Raw genomic sequence first — 19,791 nt, 5'->3', positions numbered from 1 at the left:
CAAACTCCTATATAATCTGTTGATAAGATATTGTTGTCGCAATATTCTATCATTAGGAACAATTCAACTGGAAAAGAGAAAGAAAATCTTAAATGACAGGGAGTCCTAGCTTTGAAACAACAAACCTTTGCATTTACACGCAGCGAAAATTTAAAACAGAAACCGGAAGCAAGCACGCTTCAATTCGGTAAGGTGTTCACCGACCATATGTTCACGATGGATTACTCAGTCGATACAGGATGGCACGATCCACAGATCGTACCGTACGCACCGCTGGAATTGGATCCGGCAGCCATGTGTTTCCATTATGGCCAGACGGTTTTTGAAGGCTTGAAAGCCTATGTAACCAAGGAAGGAAAAGTATTGCTGTTCCGTCCGGATAAAAACTTTGAACGTATGAATCGTTCAAACGACAGACTGTGCATTCCACGATTAGATGAAGAATTAGCGCTAGAAGCATTGCGACAGCTTATTTCGGTCGAGAAAGATTGGATCCCGACTGCAGAAGGAACTTCACTTTATATCCGTCCGTTCATCATTTCGACGGAGCCGTTCCTTGGCGTAGCTGCATCTGTCAGCTACAAGTTCATCATCATTCTATCTCCTGTAGGGGCTTACTACAAAGAAGGTATCAACCCGGTAAGCATTGCAGTGGAGAATGACTATGTACGTGCAGTCAAAGGCGGTACAGGCGATGCGAAAACCGGCGGAAACTATGCTGCAAGCCTTAAGGCGCAAGAAGTGGCAGCCGCCTCTGGCTTCTCTCAGGTACTTTGGCTGGATGGTGTCGAGAAGAAATACATCGAAGAAGTAGGGAGTATGAATGTATTCTTTAAAATTGATGGCGAGATTGTTACACCACAGCTGAACGGCAGCATCCTTCAGGGAGTTACACGCGACAGTGTCCTGCAGTTGCTGAAACATTGGGGTTATCCAGTAACAGAACGCCGTGTTTCTATTGCGGAAGTGGTTCAAGCGCAGAAAGAAGGCAAACTGGAAGAAGCGTTCGGTACTGGGACAGCAGCAGTCATCTCCCCAGTCGGCAAGCTCTTCTATGAAGGCGAAACGTACGAGATCAATAATGGCGTCACTGGTGAAGTTGCAAGGCGTGTCTATGATACGATCGTCGGCATTCAAAAAGGTGAGCTGGAAGATACATTCGGCTGGACAGTCGAAGTCAACTAACTTAGAAAAACCTCCACACATAGCGGTGGAGGTTTTTAGCTTTGAGACTAGGAGCTTGGGCTATTTTACTATATAATCGTTACTAAAATGAGTTGTTAGATGAAAAGGTGAATGGAAGATGAAAAGAATAATTGTAAAAATAGGCTCTAGCATGCTTTCTGAATCGGGCGGCGGAATGAGTGAATCAAAGATTCGCCAGCATACGGACCAAATAGCAGCGTTAATCAAAGAAGGACATGAAGTGATACTTGTATCATCAGGTGCTGTGGCAGCAGGATTCCGTCAGCTGGGATATCCATCAAGACCGGTGACGATCGAAGGGAAACAGGCCGCGGCTGCAATCGGACAAGGTTTGCTCGTCCAAGCTTATACGGAAGCTTTTGGCAAACATGATATGAAATGTGCGCAGCTGCTTTTGACGCGGGATGTCTTTACAAATGCCGATCAGTATCATAACAGCTACAATACGCTGCAGGAGCTGCTGAAGCGCAATATCATTCCAATAATCAATGAAAATGACTCAGTATCCATACGAGAACTGACATTTGGTGATAATGATATGCTGTCTGCTTATGTCAGCGGACTCGTGAAAGCTGATTTACTGATCCTAATTACAGATGTGGACGGTATCTACGATAAGAACCCAAATACTTATCCTGATGCGAAACGATATCAGCGTCTGGACGCGATTCCTCCAGAAATGCAGGCTTCCATTGAACAGACATCCGGTTCCAAGGTCGGTACGGGCGGCATGTATTCAAAGGTACTGGCTGCTCAAACTGCGCTTGAGTTAGGGGTGCCTGTATTCATCGGTACAACGAATGAGCAATCGACCTTGCTTGAGATTGCCCGAGACAATGGAGCAGGAACCTATATAGGAGACGAAGCAACAGAGGTGCAGCGCAAAACGAAGCAATGGCTCACGCATCATGCAAGAGCGACTGGCAGCCTTATAATCGATTCAGGTGCAGCAGAAGCTTTGCTTGAGCATGGGAAAAGTCTGCTTCCGATTGGAATCACAGAAGTACATGGCACTTTTTCCACGTCCGCTGTCGTGGAAATCAAGACAACAGATGGAGATATAATCGCCCGCGGTATCAGTGATATTTCATCTGCTGATTTGCGCGAAATGCTCACAAATCGCGAGACTGATCCGTCTTCCGTTTGGCATAAAGCTGTAGTCCATCGAAATTATATTGTATTCCTATGAAAGCCGCCAAGCCTGCCTGCTTGGCGGCTTGGGTGTATAATGAAGACCAGAAAGGAGTGGCAATGATGAAAGTAATCATGCTTGTCCAAACAATGTATAAAAATCAACTGCTTCGCGAAGGCGGTACATACGAGATCCCGGAGGAAACAGCAGCTCGCTGGATCAGAAGTAAAATCGCAAAAGCAGCAGATTAAGGAGTGATCATCATATGGATTTAGGATTAAAAGGCAAGACAGCACTGGTCGTAGCAGCCAGCAAAGGGCTGGGTAAGGCGACAGCCTTGCGATTAGCCAAGGAGGGCGCCTCTGTTCATATTGTCAGCCGTAATGAGCAAGCACTTAAACAGACACGAGATGAAATAACGAAGGAATCCGGGAGTGATCTTGTTGCTTATTCGGTCTGTGACATAACGGATGCACAAGATATCATCCGCGCAGTCGAGGCAGCTAAGCTGCATACCGGATCAGTTGATATTCTTGTTAATAATGCTGGCGGACCACCGGCCGGTAAATTAATGGATTTCGCCGATGAAGACTGGCAGCAAGCTTTCGAACTGAATCTATTGAGTTTCGTCCGTTTCATTCGAGCTGCAGCTCCGATCATGAAGGAAAATGGAGGCGGCCATATTCTTAATATCGCTTCATCTTCCATTAAGCAATCAATCGATAACTTGCTGTTATCAAATACATTCCGTGCAGGGATTGTCGGCTTGGCGAAATCTCTTTCGCAAGAACTGGCACCAGACAATATCCTGATCAATACGCTTGGTCCTGGAAAAATACATACCGATCGAGTCGATCAGCTGGATCAGAAGACTGCTGATCAACTAGGCAAAAGCTTGGAGGACGTTCAGCAGCAAAGCCAAGCAACTATCCCGATGGGAAGATACGGTACGCCTGAAGAATTTGCCAACATGGCCGTTTTCCTATGCTCTTCTGCCAATTCATATATTACCGGCCAAGCTTTCGTCGTGGATGGCGGAATGGTCAAAAGTATTGGTTAAGACTTTGCTTTGATTCGGTAATGACTTAATGCAAGCAGCGGGAAGATATGCGGATAGCTTTCATAGCGAATATAAAATTGTCCAGGAAGACCAATTCCAGTAGGATAGTCAATCGAGGTTTGTAGCAGAGGCTCTGATAACAAAAAAGCGATGCCTTGCTGTACCTCCTTACTATCCTGTTCGCCGCTGGCTATTAAGGCATCAACAGCCCAAGCAGTCTGGACAATCGTACTAATCGGCAAGTCTACATATGTTCCTACTTCAGCACTTCGGCACGATTCTCCCCAGCCTCCATCCTCATGCTGGACGGCTTTCAGCCAATTTACAGCACGCTTTATATGCTTTTCTGTCGGTTTTACACCAACTGCTGCAAGACCAGTCAAAGCAGCCCACGTCCCATACAAATAACATACTCCCCATCTGCCATACCATGAACCATTTAATTGCTGGTGTTTATAAAGCCAGCGGACAGCCTTTTTCATACTGGAATGATCTTTTTTCAAACTTGCATATGTTCCAAGGAATTCCATCACCCGGCCAGTCAAATCCGGAGTAGAAGGATCAATGGCAGCATCTTCTGCATTTTCAATCGGAAGCTTACCTAATACCCACCAGTCTGTATCTTTCTCGAAAGCTGCCCAGCCGCCGTCTTTATTTTGCATCGCCAACAGATAATCTGATCCTTTTTTCCAAGCTCGCTTAACAGTAAGGTCATGGCGTGCCTGCCTTGTGAGGGCTCGAAGTGCGGCAGATGTATCGTCGTTATCTGGATGATTTGTATTGATATCTGAAAAACCCCAGCCGCCAGGCTCTGTACCGGGCTGATGAATCTGCCAATCTGCTTTCTTAACATGCTGCCGCTGCAGTAGATAATGATTGGCTGATTGAATCATATGATGTTTGGCAGGGGCGCCTGCCTGCTGAAGTGCATAACTGAGTAAAGCGGTATCCCAAACTGTTGATGTTGAATTTTCGACGTGGATACCGTTACAGTTCTCATTGACAAGTCCGTGTATGCCTTTTAATGCCTGCTGTATTTTTGGACTGTTTTCTTCATATCCAAGCGCTAGATAAGCGTAAATCATGAAGAAAGTGGCACTTGCATAGCTGTATAGAGTCCCATCTGATTCGATTCTTTCTCCCATATATTGTTCCGCATATTTATAGCCGGCACGGTGCAGACGGGCCGGCAGACGGGCGAGACGGCTCCATTCATCTGTGATGGTACGAAAGGGCGATCGAATCTCCGTTAAATCATCCCATTCATCTTCATACAATAAATGCTCAAGCTGAACGCTATGCCGGCTGATTCGTTTAAACTTTTTATTCAGCAAAAGCAGCATCGGTACAAAATGGATTCTGGCATAAGAACTGAATTGAAAGAAATTTATTGGGAATGTGGTCGGTACAAGCAGCGCGGTCATAGGGAACTTCAAAAAAGGCGGCCATGGTATCATCCCGTGCACTGCCAGCATGAAGCGGATCATAAAATGGGCTTTGTTAATCCCTCCGTTCGTGCTGATAAAGCGTTCTGCTGCCCGCAGTTCTTGAGCGGTGACTCCAGAAAAACGCAGTGCAGCATAAGCCAATACAGTAGCCGATAAGTTGCCGTTTCTTTCGCCAGGATATGCTGTCCAGCTGCCATCGTCCCGCTGCTTTTTTAATAAATGGACTTTCAGCTTCTCTACAGTATCTGGTTCTTTGCCGAAAGAAGTGAAGGTGATTATATAGAAGCAGTCTGTCAAAATTGCACCTTCAAAGCACATACGCCAAGATCCATCCTCCTGCTGTAGCTCTTCAAGCTTACTTATACGCTTCTCAATTGCCATCTTCACATCTTCCATGTTGACCTGGCTCATGATACAGCTCCTTTTCCCGAGAGTTATTGAACGGAAAATATACTGCAATATGATAAAATATGCATAGAATAGCTGATTATGACTCTTGCATCTATGTCCCAGTTAATAGGAGGCTTATTATGCGAGCAATTGTAGCGGCAAGTACAGGCGGTCTGGATGTATTGGAATACAAAAAAGTGACTGTGCCTGAGCCATCAGCAGGTGAAGTAAGGATAAGGGTGTTAAAAGCGAGTGTTCATTTTGCTGATATAAAAAAGCGGAAAGGCATGAAAGGAGCATCCAATCCAGGCATACTTGGATTGGATGCTGTTGGAATCATTGATAAGGTAGGACAAGATGTCAAAGGGATTCAAGTTGGAGAAAGAGTTATTGCATTCGTAAAAGAAGGTTCTTATGCGGAGTATGCCATAGCAAATGCAATGCTCGTTTATCCAGTTGCAGATCAAGTTGATACAGCTGTTGCTGCTGCCTGTCCGGTTCCTTCCTTTTTATCCTTCATGCTTCTCGAGCGCGTTGGGAGACTAGGAAACGGAGAAACAGTGCTTATTCATGCTGCATCAGGCGGGACAGGCCTTACATTGGTTCAGCTCGCAAGAAAGCTAGGTGCTGGCAAAATAATAGGGACAGTGAGCACAGATCATAAAGCGGATTTGCCTTTGAAGCTAGGTGCTGATCATTGTATTACTTATGATAATCTATCAGAGTCAGTCCAAAGCCTGACCGATGGAGCTGGAGCCGACCTCATTTTAGATTCGCTAGCAGGCTCTGTAATGGAAGAGAGTTTTACGTGTCTCGCGCCTTATGGTAGATTAGTAAACTACGGGAATGCTAGCGGTGCTGCTGGTTCTATAAAAACATCAGATGTCCACGCAAGCTGCCGTTCATTGCTCGGCTATAGCTTAGGGACGACTCGTAAGAAACGACCAGAAGATTTAAAGCACATCGCTGAACAGGTTATCAGTTTTGTGGAGATGGGAGATATCACTTTCCCAAGCATACAAGAATTCAACCTCGAGGATGCGAGTAAGGCGCATCAGCTAATGGAAAGCAGGACACATGCAGGAAAAATCATTCTGCGCATCGCAGATTAGAGACATACAACGGGGGAAATAGAGAAATGAAGTTGGTATCATGGAATGTGAATGGAATAAGAGCTTGTGTTAAGAAAGGCTTTCTTGACTATTTTAAGGAACAAGATGCAGATTTTTTCTGCTTGCAGGAAACGAAGCTCCAGGATGGCCAGATTGAATTAGATCTGCCAGGATATTATCAATATTGGAATTACGCAGAGCGCAAAGGGTACTCAGGTACGGCTGTTTTCACGAAGCATAAACCTCTCCATGTCACATATGGACTGGATGAGGGCGTTATTGAACCTGAGGGCAGGATCATTACCTTGGAATATGACAATTTCTATTTAGTTACGGTGTATACACCGAATTCCAAACGTGATTTGGCACGATTGGCTGAGCGTCTGGAGTGGGAAGATAGGATATTATCTTATGTTCAGGAGCTGGATAACCGGAAACCTGTCATCTTATGCGGCGATTTGAATGTTGCCCATCAGGAAATAGATTTGAAAAACCATAAGACAAATCACGGCAATTCCGGCTTTACGAAAGAAGAACGGGAAAAGATGACTGTCCTCCTTGCTTCCGGTTTTGTAGATAGTTTCCGATACCTTTATCCGGACCGTGAGGACGCGTACAGCTGGTGGTCGTATATGAATAAAGTAAGAGAAAGGAACATCGGCTGGCGTATCGATTATTTTATCGTCTCTGAACGTTGGAAAAACAAAATACAAGAAGCAGAGATACATGCTGATACAATGGGCAGCGACCATTGTCCGGTATGCTTGTATATAAAGGATGAAGACACCATGTGATGGTGTCTTTTCTTTATGATCCGAACAATATTTTAAATAATCTGATAGTTTGTTACACTAAGATAGGGTACATACACATACATTATAACGTGCAGGTTAAGTAGGATATGCAATAAGGAGAGATGCTGATGATTCGCAAAGTTATGCGGATTTTAACCGCAGGACTGCTGCTTTTTGCTTGTATGGTACCCCATACGCATGTCCGCGTAGCCGGAAAAGAGGATAGGATGAAAGATAGATTATCAGAATATCTGGCCAGTGAAGAACAGCTGCAAGGAGCTGCCTTTGCAATCCATATTACAGAAGAGCATTCAGGTAGGACAATTTTTGAAAAGAGTGCTGACCAGCGTATGCGCCCTGCATCCAATATGAAGCTTCTGACTGCAGCAGCAGCACTGGATGAATTAGGGGAAGAGCATAGGTTCGAAACGATAGTTGCAACAGATGGCCAAGTAAAGAACGGGCAGCTCAATGGAAACGTGTATTTGATTGGTAAAGGAGACCCTTCCCTTACATATGAAGATGTACAGCAGCTTGCAAGTCAGCTGCATGAATTAGGGATAAAGAAGATTAATGGTGATATCGTTGCGGACGATACGTATTTTGATCGGGAGCGTTACAGTGAAGATACAACATGGAAAGATGAATCAGCTTATTATGGAGCAGCAATCAGTGCACTGACAGCAGCGCCTGATAGTGACCATGATACGGGAACAGTGAAGGTCATGGTAGAAGCAAGTTCGTCTTCTGGGAAACCGTCGGTTCATGTCGTTCCGGAAACAGATTATGTATCGATACAAAATGATGCTGTTATTGTATCCGGTAATGAAGAAGCGGAATTAGAAGTGAAACGAATACATGGAACGAATGATATTGTCATTTCTGGCTCGATTGCAACAGGCGATAGCGAGCAGGAATGGGTAGCGGTCTGGGAACCAACAGAATATGTTTTGCACCTGTTTCAAGATTATGTGAAAGCATCCGGTATCCAGGTCACAGGTACAGCGAAAACTGCAAAAGCACCAGCGAATCGAACCGAGCTTCTGCGGAAGCAATCTGCTCCGCTCAAAGAACTGCTTCTTCCGTTCATGAAACTAAGCAATAACGGACATGCCGAAATGTTCCTTAAGCATATCGGAAGCAGAGGAAAAGCCGGGAACTGGGAAGATGGTATCAATCAGATGGAACATTATCTGAGTGAAAAACAGCTGCCAACGGGACAAATGGTCATAAGAGATGGGTCTGGTCTGTCACATGTAAATGGTATAACTGCCAGGCAACTGACAACCCTGCTTACACAAGTAAAACAGGAGTCTTGGTATCCGGCGTTCAAAACATCGCTTCCTGTAGCAGGTGTGTCGGAACGCATGGTCGGCGGAACACTTCGTAATCGCTTTGTTGACACAGAGCTCGCTGGAAAGATAAATGCAAAGACGGGCACACTGACAGGCGTTAGTTCGTTATCGGGATATATGGAAACAAAATCAGGGGAACACGTAGTTTTCTCTATTTTGCTGAACGGACTGTTGGATGAAGAGGAAGGACCTCTGATAGAAGACCAGATATTGAAAATTGTTTATGAAGAGTTGAAAAGTATGCATACAAATTGAATGTTATAGACAGGATATCAGCAAGCGGGCAGCGAAATGTTCTAATTAGGAAGGGAATAAAAGCAGAAGAAATCTTGTAGGAACACAGAAGTAAGCGAGGAAGCTCAGAGCAGACGGTCTTATCCTGCTCTGGAAATGAAGTCGCTCACTGTGTGTTTCTGGTTTCTGAATCTAGATATTAGGAAACGGTGAAACAAAGCCGCATGGAAGCAGAGTTATATTGTATCCATTGTCGCGAGGAGTCTCCATTTACGATTACGTACATCAATGATAAGCTCAAAACCATTTGCTGTACGCAATGCCATCATGCTATCGATGTCAGACTGGATCTGCAAAAAGAATTCAAGGAAGAATGGCAAAATCGCATTCTTTCAAAACCTTCCCGAATGACGACGGAGTATAAAGATGACCTAAGCCAATTTCTCTTTACGCTGCCCATCCGGCTAGCGAGCAAGCCATATCGATTATATCAAGACATTAAAGAGTCGCGCATCATCATGCGGGATTTCAAGGATGTCAAGCATTGGTAAAGCGCCTGGACATATGTTCTGGCGCTTGTTTTTTTGTCCTTTGCAGAAGACGGAAGCTCTCGATAAGGAAACTTTGTAGTAGTACCGAATATATAACTCTATTCAAAATCACACTTTCCTTTGAAGTCTTTTTATCATCATATTAGCTTGGGTATAAGAATTATCGATAACCTGAAATGTATAATATATGGTATTATATCGACACACGATATATATCGCATGTCGATATAACAAAGGAGGTATAACAATTGAAGAAAACAGAGGAACTACTGCCTTTAACGCATACCACCTACTACATTTTAATGGTGCTGCGGCAGCCGCTGCATGGCTACGGCATAATGAAAGAGGTGGAAGTTATCAGTGAGGGGTTAGTGAAGCTTGGCCCAGGGACACTTTATGGAGCGCTCCGCAAATTAGAGAAGCTTCGGTTGATCACACAAGTGGAGCAGAAGGATACTAGAAAGTCTTATCAGCTGACGGATAACGGCAGAAGGTTATTATTCGCTGAATATGAGCGGCTTCGCAAGCTTGTTGAAATCAGCGAAAAACAGTTAGGAGGAGAAATATGACAGAGAGAAAGAAGGTAAGAAAAATATTTTGGGCATGGGAAGACCAGAAAGAAGAGGTTTGGCTCCAGCAAATGGCACAGGAAGGCTGGGTGCTTGAACAATACAGATGGTTCACGTACACCTTTAAAGCTGCAGCACCTTTGAAACTAGTTTATCAGCTGGATTACAGACTAGGCATTCCTGACAAAAGTTATTTCGATTTATTCGAAATGGATGGATGGCATATGGTCAGTTCTTTTGGAGGCTGGTACTATTTCTGCAAAAAGGATGATGGAACAGATAAATTAGAGATTTTTACAGATGTCCATTCAAGAGCTGCTAAATACATACGTTTATCTAATTATCTTTTATTTATTCTTGCAATGCATGTGCTATCTTTCTGGTTGCCGGCAATTACGAATCCAAGCCATATACCTTTCTGGATAGGGGGAACCATTGCTCCAATAGCTATAATAGGTATTTTTGGTGTTTATATGCTAAGAAGAAAAGCAAAGAAGCTAAAAGAGATTTTAATATAGAAATAGAGGTTATTCTGATCGGAAAGAATAACCTCTATTGTTTTGGATAGAAATTGAAAGAAAAGTGAAATGCCGTCGAAAACGACCGTAGGAGCCGAAGAAGCAAAAAAAGAAAAATTAATAAAAATACAAAATAACTTCAATTAAGCCAAAAATTGAAATGAATTGATGTAATTGAAGTATATGAAGGCTTTTCTTTGATTTCTATCCATTTGACATCACAGAGAGAGTACGTCATAATGTATTTATCTCGAATTCGAGGTAATTCCATCATCAGGCTGGAGTGATAAAGATGAATCATTTAAAAGGTATTCACCATGTAACGGCAATTACGAGCAGTGCAGAAAAAAACTATGAATTCTTCACGTATGTACTTGGCATGCGTCTTGTTAAGAAAACAGTGAACCAAGATGATATCCAAACATATCATCTGTTTTTCGCGGATGACAAAGGCAGCGCAGGAACAGATATGACGTTCTTCGATTTCCCTGGCATACCGAAGGGTACACATGGCACGAATGAAATTTACAAAACTTCATTCCGCGTGCCATCCGATGCTGCCCTGGATTATTGGGTAAAACGATTCGATCGTCTAGAAGTAAAGCATCATGGTATCAAAGAGCAGTTTGGAACCAAGACTTTATCTTTCGAAGATTTCGACGAACAGCAATATCAGCTGATCAGCGATGAAAATGATGAAGGTGTGGCTTCTGGAACACCATGGCAGAACGGTCCTGTACCTTTGGAGTTTGCTATCACAGGGCTCGGTCCGATTTTTGTCAGGACGGCACATATTGATTATTTCAAGGAAATGCTCGAAAAAGTACTTGTTTTCCGTCCAGTTGCCCAGGAAGGGTCCTACTATTTGTATGAAGTAGGAGAAGGCGGTAATGGTGCAAGTATCGTTCTTGAGCACAATACAATTCTGCCAGACGGAAGACAAGGATTTGGCACAGTTCACCATGCTGCTTTCCGTGTCGAGGATCGAGCAGTATTAGAGGAATGGATTGAACGGATGCATAGCTTCCAATTCCAAACTTCCGGATATGTGGATCGACACTTCTTCGAATCGCTGTATTCCAGAGTAGCACCAGGGATTTTATTCGAATTTGCGACTGACGGTCCTGGTTTCATGGGTGATGAACCATATGAAACGCTAGGAGAAAAACTTTCCTTGCCGCCATTTTTGGAGCCAAAACGTGACCAAATCGAAAAGCTTGTCCGTCCGATCGATACTGTACGCAGCACAAAACAGCTTGAAAAAGAATGATAAACCGACATCTGCTTATGTAGCAGATGTCTTTTTTTTAGCAGATTTCGTCAGGTAAGCGTATAATAAAGATGTAGCATTCATCCCATACAGAAGGAAGGCTTTTTTATGAAAGCAAAAGACTTCATGATAACAGATGTAATAGCAGCGGGCGAAAACGATACGGTCAAGCAGGTTTTAGAGACGTTTGTTAACCGGCGGATCAGCGGAATGCCGATACTGGATAAAGACCGGCGTATTGTAGGCGTCGTCAGTGACGGAGATATTCTGCGGGGGATTCAGCCGAAGGATACAGTCGTCTTCAACTATTTGTTGACTGTAAGCTTTAAAGCAGAGAAAATAGATAAAATTGTTGATGAATTAAAAGATCATCCTATATTGAATCTTGCTAAAAAACGAGGAATCGTCACCGTCCATGAAGAGGACGAAATGGAAGAAGTCGTGAACATTCTGGCAAAACACCGGTTTAAAAAGATACCGGTTCTGAATGACCAAAAGCAAGTTGTTGGGGTAATCAGCCGCGGTGATGTTCTGCGTACGATTCATTCTAACTTACTGAACGCTCTTTGATGGTAAAGCACTGACTCAAAAGAAAGAGTCAGTGCTTTTTTATGTTAGAATAGAAGTTATGAGCTTGATAGATTAAAGGAGTTTTATCTATATATGAGTATGATAGTTATATTGGCGGAAAAGCCCTCGGTTGCGAAGAATATCGCCGATGCATTGAAAATAAAAACTAAACAGGATGGGTTTTACGAGGGGCCTGGTTATATCATCACATGGGCATTCGGTCATTTGCTGCAGCTGTTTGATGCGAAAGACTATGACGCTGCTATGGCCAGATGGAAACTGGATAATTTTCCATTTGTACCAGATGCTTTCCAATATAAAATCAAATCGAGTCCGCGCAATCGTGACGTTGCCGACCCTGGTGCGAAGAAGCAGATAGCAATCGTAAAGCGTCTCATGCAAAGAAGAGATGTAGAGAAAATTGTATCCGCATGTGACTACGACCGGGAAGGGCAACTGATTGGTGACAGCATCATCAACTATATCAAACCGGACAAGCCCGTTTACCGGCTGCTGTTGAATGAATGGACCGAACAGGAAGTACTTCGCGGTCTACAATCACTCCGGCCGAACACAGAGCTCAGACCACTTTATGATGCTGGAATCGGCCGTCAGTGGGCTGATTGGGTTATCGGAATCAACCTTACCTCGGTAGCGACACTTCGTTATCAGAGCGGCCGCGGACAGGTTTTAAATATCGGGCGTGTACTGCTGCCGACATTGAAAATCATCTATGATCGTGACAAGGAAATCAGTGAGTTCAAACCAGAGCCTTATTTCAAGTTGCTTGCAACTTTCCGAACACCTGACAAGAAATTCTACGAAGGTGTTTACAAGGAAGGGAAGACGGACAAGTTCAAGGAGAGGGATCCGCTGCAGGATATCCCGCAGCGCATTCAAGGCAAACAAGGACAGATCAAGGACAAACAGACGGAAGAGAAAAAGGAATTCTGTCCGCCTCTGTTTAACCTCTCTGGTTTGCAAGGATATATGACAGCAAGATACAGCGGATGGACATCTGATAAGGTGCTGAAAGTGGCGCAAACGCTATATGAGAAGAAGTATATAACGTACCCTCGGACATCCAGTACAGCTTTGGAGGAAAGCCTGGTATCCAAGGCTGCTGGCGTATTGAAGAAAGTAGCAGCAGGTTTGCCATATGAATCGGAAATCAAATTCAGCCGTTCGAAACGGGTGTTCAATAATAGCAAGGTATCCAGCCATAGTGCTATCATACCGACATATGTTCTGCCTAAGAGACTTACGCCTGATCAGGAGCTTGTATACAATGCGGTTAAAAATCGATTTATCATGCAATTCATGCCTGTCGCAGTGTATGAGGAGACGACTTTAGAAACCATCATTGCTGATGTCTCTCTACCTGGCAGTTTTATCTCAAAAGGCCGTATTCAGCTTGTAGATGGCTGGAAGAAGGTCGAGAAGCAGCAAACAAAGGAAACCTTGCTGCCGGATGTCCAGGAAGGCATGCTGGTGGACACATGGGAAACAACCGTCACTTCCCATATGACGCAGCCGCCGAAGCCTCATACGGAAAGAACGTTGTTGCGAGTTATGGAAACATGCGGTAAAGGAAAACAGGATGAAGAGGATGTCGTCGAAGTGCTGCGCGGTTTCAGTATCGGGACAGCAGCAACAAGGGCAGAAACAATCAAGAAGCTGAAAGACATTCACTATATTAGCAATAAAGGTAAAGAACTGCACGTAACCGATACCGGCAAGAAGCTGGTTGAAATGTTTCCGGTTAAGCCTTTGTTCGATTTGAACTTTACCGGACGACTCGAGAAGACGCTAGCTGATATAGAGGATGCGAAAGTCGGCCGGGAAGATTTTCTGGAGATGATTTTCTCCTTTACGAAGGATGCAGTGCAGACAATGAAACAAGACGAAGCAGCACCGATCCGGACTATTGAGAAGCAAACAATCACCCATGAAGTTCTCGGCAAGTGCCCAGCTTGCGGCGGTGATGTTGTAGAAGGGTATAAAGGGTTTGGTTGTAAAAACTATAAGAAAACATGCAGCTACATCATTTGGAAGAATGATAAGTTCCTTTCAGCAGTGCGGAAGAAGCCAACCAAGACGATGGTGAAAGCACTTCTGAAAAGTGGTACAGCTCATGTAAAAGGTATGACAAGCAAACGCGGGAAGAAATTCTCGGCTTATCTTTCTTATGAAAAGAATCCAGACAATGACTATTACAGCTGGAAAATGGAATTCGAGAAGAAATAAAAAGAGCGATGTGTGGATTCCACACATCGCTCTTTTTAGAATTCTTCGTAAACCGCTGGATCCTGATCAGCGATACGTCCATCTGAAACTGTTAAGCTGTTGATCTTCTCCATATCTGCTTGATCCAATTCAAAATCAAAGATAGCGAGATTCTCTACCTGGCGGCTAGGGGTAGCAGATTTAGGTATAGCGATGCTTCCCAGCTGATAATGCCAGCGAAGTACAATCTGTGAGACACTTCTGCCATGATTCTGGGCGATTTCAGCAAGCAATGAATGCTCCAGCAGATTCGTTTTTCTGCCGAGCGGACTCCATGATTCTGTTACGATGCCATTTTCTTCATGGTATTGTCTTTGTTTCTCTTGGTTGAAGAATGGATGCAGTTCGATTTGATTGATAACAGGTAGTTCCCCTGTTTCTGCCTTAAGTCTCTCTAAATGCTCCGGCAGGAAATTGCAAACACCGATAGAACGGATCAAGCCCCATTTACGAGCATCAAGCAAGGCCTGCCATGCTTCTACATAATGATTTTGTTTTGGGTTCGGCCAATGAATCAGATAGAGGTCATAATAATCGAGACCTGCACGGTAAAGGGATTCCTGTATCGTCGTAATCGCATTATCATGCTGATGATACCGACCTGGAAGTTTGGAGGTGACCAAAATCTCATCACGCGAAATACCGTGCTGCTTGATAGCCTGTCCGACAGTTGCCTCATTTTCATAATTATAAGCCGTGTCCAATAAGCGATAGCCTGCATCGATAGCGCTGCGGATGGCCTGAACACCTCCACTGCCTTTCAAGCTGTATGTACCAAAGCCTACAGCAGGAAGAGTCGTGCCATCGTGCAGTTTCTTGGTAGGGATATGATTTTGCATTCTATACTCTCCTTTCCAATTCTATATTTTCAGCCTAGCATAAATGGAAAAGATTGTCCTAAGTCAGCACCTTGCACGAATTCAACATAGAGAGGACTTAGAATTTTATTGATTAAAGCTTCAGCTTAATAGGAAAACGGCTTCTAATTAACCAGTTGTTCGCTTATACTTAAAAATACGGGATATCAGGAAGAACGTACCATGTCGGAAGTATGAGTTCGGGGAAATGAGGAAGCGTTTTGACAACTATTACGAAGCTTGAGTCAAAAGTGAAAGAATTATCAAAACTGCTAGGAGCCCTTAAAGAATTGAATGCTGCAATCGATTTGCAAGATATTTCTCAGGGGATACTCGATCAAATGGTAATGATCTCGGAAGCAAAAGGGGCATTATTATGGGTGCTTGAAAAAGAGAAGAACCTGATAGTGGCAAAAGCGTCTTACGGAATTCCGATTGATTCATTGCCAAAGCAAACCTTATCAGATGGGGAAGGCATCGTTGGAAAAGTGATGATGACTGGCAAGGCAGAATTGATAACAGATACGGAAAGTGTTATCGACAGCTCTGTAGCATATCCCAGCCTTGCTACCACCATACTTACTGTTCCACTTCAGGCAAAAGGGCAAGTTTTAGGTGCCATTCAACTCATGGATAAAGAAAACGGAAGCCACTTCGATACTCGAGACAGGGAGCTTGCTGTGATATTGGCGGAGCAGTCAGCCTTAGCTATGTATAACAGTCAAATGTACGATGAACTGTATAAGATGTTTGTCAGTATGATTCGTATGCTTGCAGAAGCACTGGATGCGCGTGACCCGCTTACAAAAGGACATTCAGAGAGAGTAGCCCGCTATGCCTGGCTGATCGGAAAAAGAATGAAGCTCGATGACCAAATGTGCTTCGAGCTATACCAGGCTGCTATCTTACACGATATAGGGAAAATCGGTATTGAAGATCGAATTCTGCGGAAGTCAACTGGACTTACCGAAAGCGAGTACGAGCTTATGAAGACGCATACCGAAATAGGTGCCCGTATACTGTCCGCCATCCAGCCGAACCGCTTCTTTCAGAAATCGATTGATACAGCGATGCTCCATCATGAAAGGATGGATGGCAGCGGATATCCAAAGCAGTTAAAAGGGGAAGAGATACCTTTATTTGCCCGCATCGTCGGCGTGGCAGATGCGTTTGACGCAATGACTACTGATCGCACATACAGTGAAGGTATGTCAGTCCGGGATGCCGCAGCTGAATTGATTCGCTGCAAAGGCAGTCTTTTCGATACGGATATCGTCGATATATTTATCGAGATTCTTGAAAATTGTTCTTATGATCTTCGATTATTCCCAAATACAGATGATATGTAATAGTCAAAAAAACCGCCTGGATAAGTTCCAGGCGGTTTTCATTTATTCCATTCTTACTGATGCAATGTCATATTATCTTGCATCCGCTTTTCTGATTTCATTTTGACTTGGTTTAGTGACTAGGTAAATCACGTACCCGATAAGTGCTCCAACAATTGCTGGTATTAACCAGCCAAGACCAAGACTGTACATTGGCAGATTATCTGTTAGGAAGTTCTGTACTCCTGGTATAGGAAGTTTCGCAGCATTCAATCCTTCCATCAAGCTGACAGCGAAAGTGAAAAGCAAACTGATTAAGTAAACAGCTCTGCTTCCAGCAAAAGCATCATGCAGGAAAGTCAGGAAGATCAAGACGATTGCCAGCGGATAAATGATAGTCAAAACTGGTACGCTGAAGGTGATGATGTTAGCCAAACCAGCATTTGCAACGACTGTACTAAATAGAGAAAGTACTATAGCGATAACTGAATAAGAAACTTTAGGAAGCAGACGGCTGAAGTAACTGCTGCAAGCAGTAACCAAACCGATACTTGTCGTCAAACAGGCGCCTAGTACAATCAATCCAAGCAAAACATTACCAAGTCTTCCATAGTACACTTCAGAAACTCCCGCCAGTACGGCACCGCCGTTATCCAGTAAGCCAATTCCAGCTACACTGGTTGCACCAAGGTAGGAAATGGAAGTGTAGATCAAAGCAAGAAGTGCTGCTGCTATTAAGCCGGCTTTCCATGTAAATCCGAGAATTGCTTTACGATCGGTGACTCCGATATTTTTCACGGAATTGATGACTATGATACCAAAGACGAACGCTGCCAATGTATCCATTGTCAAGTAGCCTTCCTGGAATCCTTTGAAGAAAGCGTTGCTGCTGTACGCTTCCGTTGGTTCCTGAGGACTGCCTATCGGGTTGACAAGTACAGTAATGATCAATACTGCTATGGCAATGAGCAAAGCAGGTGTCAAGTATTTACCGACTATATCGACAATCTTGGCTGGTTTCAAAGAAAAGAAACAAGTAATTCCGAAGAATAAGATCGAATATATGATCAATGGCCATGGTCCGGGATCACCAGTTAAGAATGGCTGAATGCCAATTTCAAATGATACAGTACCTGTACGCGGCAATGCAAAAAGCGGACCAATAGATAAATACAGAACGATTGTGAACACATAGCCGAATACAGGATGAACCCGGCTGGCTAAATCCTGCAAATCATTCTTACCAGAGAAACCAAAAGCCAATATCCCTAGCAGCGGCAAGCCTACGCCGGTGACAATGAACCCTAGATTTGCGGTTAATACATTCGTTCCGGAACTTTGACCGAGCAAAGCAGGGAAGATTAAATTACCCGCTCCAAAAAATAATGCAAATAACATGAAACCTGTTACGATAACATAAGAAAACGGAATAGATTTTTTCACAGTGTATACCTCCAAGATGAACTACGATTTCTAATTAATCAGATAATTTAAAAGAGAAAAATAATTAGAATATTTAAACCTTGTTAGAGATTCTACCATAGTTCTTTTGTGGCAACAACTATAAATAATATTACATAAGATGTATATTTTCTGCTGCATTCGGCATATATAAGTAAAAAAGCCATTTGGAGGCAGTAATCGTGGACTTTACAGAAATGGATATATTCTACGCCGAACTAAAAAGACTTGAAGACGAGTTTAAACGATGTCCTGAACCGCAAATTCGCAGTCTAATTCATGATGATATCCTTCTGATAGAACAAGCTATTGCAAGTGCGGAGAAAGCATAAAGAAAAGGCGAAAAACACTTCGGTGTTTTTCGCCTTTTTTCAGCTTTCTTGATTTCTTTGAACCGGTTGGTCCACAATCAAATCCTGTTTCTTCACACGCTCACTCAGGTATCTTACATAGCGATGATCTGTAACGAGGAAAGCGAGTTCTTCCCGTTTCAGATGCTTTTCAGCTTCCTCGAAGGAATCGAAACCGATTTCAGCAGGCTGCTGATTTTTCATAATATAATATTTACGGTTTTGCTGCACAATGAGGAACTTGTCATTCTGCTCATTGACATACAGCGTCCCAAGATCGTTCTCAGGTACGTTGAATCTATTCTCTGTGGCATCTGGTCGCAATGTCTGCAGGTCGAAGGCATTCTTTACGAACAATTCAAATGCTTCATCAGTCAATGAAGCTCCGGAAGCTTTCTGGTGGCCGCCTCCACCGTAATTACCCGCAATAGCCGATACATCTACATCATCATGGATAGTCCTCAGACTCAGTCGTTTTGTCCCCATCATGATCATAACGATCAAATCAAGATGCGGGAACGTTTTACCTAAGTCGTTACCCAATTCGGAGAGATAAGATTCGGCATGAACGACCCCAGCCAAATATGTATCTATCTTAACAGGTACAACTTGTTTTCTTTTCTTACGAATATAACGAGCTGTTTGTGCATCTTGTACTTGAAGCAGCTTCTCCTCCAAGTCGCTGAAGACGAATGTATCATTATGCTGCAGCCGTTGAATCATCTCATCAGCAAATTCTTCTATACTTTGCAGGAAGAGCAGTGCATTCAGCTGCTTGGCAGCTTCATTATTCCGTTTCTCCCATTCCCATGTATCATACTGGCGGACAAGCTCGACAAATTCGCTTACTGCCTTTGTTTTTTCCAGATATCCTTCTTTAACAAGAACGTCATACAGCATACTTGTCGCTGACGTAAGTGTTCCATCTTCTTCCTTTGTCGCAATCCATGCCCAATCGTGGGCATTCAAGTGCTCACTTGTTTTGTGATGGTCCACAAGTCGGGCTTTTCCGCCTGATTGGATGAAATCGCTGATAGCAGCTTCATTTTCTTCATTCACAGCCAAATCCGTCACCCATAGTTCTTTCTCATGCTGTGTTTCATCAGCCAGGAATCTCTTTACTTCTTCGTTCAGACTGCTGATGGAATTATAGCGGATTTCAACATCCTCACCAAAAGCAAGTGTGGCTAAAATACCGCAGCCGACACCGTCCAGGTCATTATGTGTCAATAGTTTATACAATGTCTTCACCTCAATTACTAGTATAAGTATAACCCAGCGGAATTATCGGCTTCAAGCA

19 protein-coding genes are annotated in these 19,791 nt (G+C 43.6%); 15 read left to right on the top strand and 4 right to left on the bottom strand.

Features of this window, described 5'->3' with window-relative positions; translation table 11 throughout:
* Nucleotides 1-111 precede the first annotated feature (111 nt).
* From CHH91_RS07125 to CHH91_RS07115, 4 genes are all read left to right on the top strand, one after another.
* A complete protein-coding gene (locus tag CHH91_RS07125; protein ID WP_095222751.1) occupies nucleotides 112-1,185 on the top strand; it encodes a branched-chain amino acid aminotransferase in 1,074 nt (357 codons plus the stop codon).
* Nucleotides 1,186-1,303: 118 nt separating this feature from the next.
* Complete coding sequence (gene proB, locus CHH91_RS07120) at nucleotides 1,304-2,395, top strand: glutamate 5-kinase (protein ID WP_095222750.1); 1,092 nt, start codon at nucleotides 1,304-1,306, stop codon at nucleotides 2,393-2,395.
* Between the two features lie 65 nt (nucleotides 2,396-2,460).
* Complete coding sequence (locus tag CHH91_RS21195; protein WP_286160712.1) at nucleotides 2,461-2,589, top strand: hypothetical protein; 129 nt, start codon at nucleotides 2,461-2,463, stop codon at nucleotides 2,587-2,589.
* Nucleotides 2,590-2,603: 14 nt separating this feature from the next.
* Entirely contained in the window at nucleotides 2,604-3,398 is a 795-nt protein-coding gene (locus tag CHH91_RS07115) for an SDR family oxidoreductase (protein ID WP_095222749.1), read from the top strand.
* Here CHH91_RS07115 and shc read toward each other — a convergent pair.
* The gene (gene shc, locus CHH91_RS07110; protein WP_095222748.1) at nucleotides 3,395-5,257 is read right to left on the bottom strand and encodes a squalene--hopene cyclase; all 1,863 of its coding nucleotides are present in this window, start codon (nucleotides 5,255-5,257) and stop codon (nucleotides 3,395-3,397) included. The genes CHH91_RS07115 and shc overlap by 4 nt on opposite strands.
* 119 nt (nucleotides 5,258-5,376) lie before the next feature.
* Here shc and CHH91_RS07105 point away from each other — a divergent pair, with 119 nt between their 5' ends.
* From CHH91_RS07105 to CHH91_RS07065, 9 genes are all read left to right on the top strand, one after another.
* A complete protein-coding gene (locus CHH91_RS07105; protein ID WP_095222747.1) occupies nucleotides 5,377-6,348 on the top strand; it encodes a quinone oxidoreductase family protein in 972 nt (323 codons plus the stop codon).
* Nucleotides 6,349-6,374: 26 nt separating this feature from the next.
* Complete coding sequence (locus CHH91_RS07100) at nucleotides 6,375-7,142, top strand: exodeoxyribonuclease III (RefSeq protein ID WP_095222746.1); 768 nt, start codon at nucleotides 6,375-6,377, stop codon at nucleotides 7,140-7,142.
* Nucleotides 7,143-7,270: 128 nt separating this feature from the next.
* The gene (gene dacB, locus CHH91_RS07095; protein ID WP_176465711.1) at nucleotides 7,271-8,752 is read left to right on the top strand and encodes a D-alanyl-D-alanine carboxypeptidase/D-alanyl-D-alanine endopeptidase; all 1,482 of its coding nucleotides are present in this window, start codon (nucleotides 7,271-7,273) and stop codon (nucleotides 8,750-8,752) included.
* A gap of 203 nt (nucleotides 8,753-8,955) precedes the next feature.
* The gene (locus tag CHH91_RS07090; RefSeq protein WP_286160711.1) at nucleotides 8,956-9,282 is read left to right on the top strand and encodes a bh protein; all 327 of its coding nucleotides are present in this window, start codon (nucleotides 8,956-8,958) and stop codon (nucleotides 9,280-9,282) included.
* A 302-nt stretch (nucleotides 9,283-9,584) separates the two neighbouring features.
* A complete protein-coding gene (locus tag CHH91_RS07085; protein WP_095222817.1) occupies nucleotides 9,585-9,851 on the top strand; it encodes a PadR family transcriptional regulator in 267 nt (88 codons plus the stop codon).
* Nucleotides 9,848-10,369 (top strand): DUF2812 domain-containing protein, encoded by a 522-nt coding sequence (locus CHH91_RS07080; RefSeq protein ID WP_095222744.1) that lies wholly within the window; start codon nucleotides 9,848-9,850, stop codon nucleotides 10,367-10,369. The genes CHH91_RS07085 and CHH91_RS07080 overlap by 4 nt, the downstream gene beginning before the upstream one ends.
* 292 nt (nucleotides 10,370-10,661) lie before the next feature.
* Nucleotides 10,662-11,639 carry a ring-cleaving dioxygenase gene (locus CHH91_RS07075; RefSeq protein ID WP_095222743.1) on the top strand — a complete coding sequence of 326 codons (978 nt, stop codon included), beginning with the start codon at nucleotides 10,662-10,664 and terminating at the stop codon, nucleotides 11,637-11,639.
* Between the two features lie 108 nt (nucleotides 11,640-11,747).
* A complete protein-coding gene (locus CHH91_RS07070; protein ID WP_095222742.1) occupies nucleotides 11,748-12,209 on the top strand; it encodes a CBS domain-containing protein in 462 nt (153 codons plus the stop codon).
* 99 nt (nucleotides 12,210-12,308) lie between these two features.
* Nucleotides 12,309-14,456 carry a type IA DNA topoisomerase gene (locus CHH91_RS07065; protein ID WP_095222816.1) on the top strand — a complete coding sequence of 716 codons (2,148 nt, stop codon included), beginning with the start codon at nucleotides 12,309-12,311 and terminating at the stop codon, nucleotides 14,454-14,456.
* A gap of 35 nt (nucleotides 14,457-14,491) precedes the next feature.
* On the opposite strand, the gene CHH91_RS07060 is transcribed toward CHH91_RS07065, so the two are convergent.
* A complete protein-coding gene (locus tag CHH91_RS07060) occupies nucleotides 14,492-15,334 on the bottom strand; it encodes an aldo/keto reductase (protein ID WP_095222741.1) in 843 nt (280 codons plus the stop codon).
* A 239-nt stretch (nucleotides 15,335-15,573) separates the two neighbouring features.
* Between CHH91_RS07060 and CHH91_RS07055 the strand changes: the two genes are divergently transcribed.
* Nucleotides 15,574-16,701, top strand: coding sequence for an HD domain-containing phosphohydrolase (locus tag CHH91_RS07055; protein ID WP_095222740.1), 1,128 nt, complete (start codon nucleotides 15,574-15,576; stop codon nucleotides 16,699-16,701).
* Between the two features lie 72 nt (nucleotides 16,702-16,773).
* Here CHH91_RS07055 and brnQ read toward each other — a convergent pair whose 3' ends face one another.
* A complete protein-coding gene (gene brnQ, locus CHH91_RS07050; protein ID WP_095222739.1) occupies nucleotides 16,774-18,123 on the bottom strand; it encodes a branched-chain amino acid transport system II carrier protein in 1,350 nt (449 codons plus the stop codon).
* A 200-nt stretch (nucleotides 18,124-18,323) separates the two neighbouring features.
* Here brnQ and CHH91_RS20500 point away from each other — a divergent pair, with 200 nt between their 5' ends.
* Complete coding sequence (locus CHH91_RS20500) at nucleotides 18,324-18,473, top strand: hypothetical protein (RefSeq protein WP_176465710.1); 150 nt, start codon at nucleotides 18,324-18,326, stop codon at nucleotides 18,471-18,473.
* 39 nt (nucleotides 18,474-18,512) lie between these two features.
* Here the strand turns inward: CHH91_RS20500 and CHH91_RS07045 are convergent, their stop codons facing one another.
* Nucleotides 18,513-19,733, bottom strand: a complete 1,221-nt coding sequence (locus tag CHH91_RS07045) for a DHH family phosphoesterase (protein WP_095222738.1) — start codon at nucleotides 19,731-19,733, stop codon at nucleotides 18,513-18,515.
* Nucleotides 19,734-19,791 lie beyond the last annotated feature (58 nt).

Origin of the sequence: Virgibacillus sp. 7505, from assembly GCF_002272135.1 — a bacterium.
Lineage (GTDB): Bacteria > Bacillota > Bacilli > Bacillales > Amphibacillaceae > Terribacillus.
The sequence above is the reverse complement of the archived record's forward strand: the minus strand, read 5'-3'. Positions and strand labels throughout refer to the sequence as shown.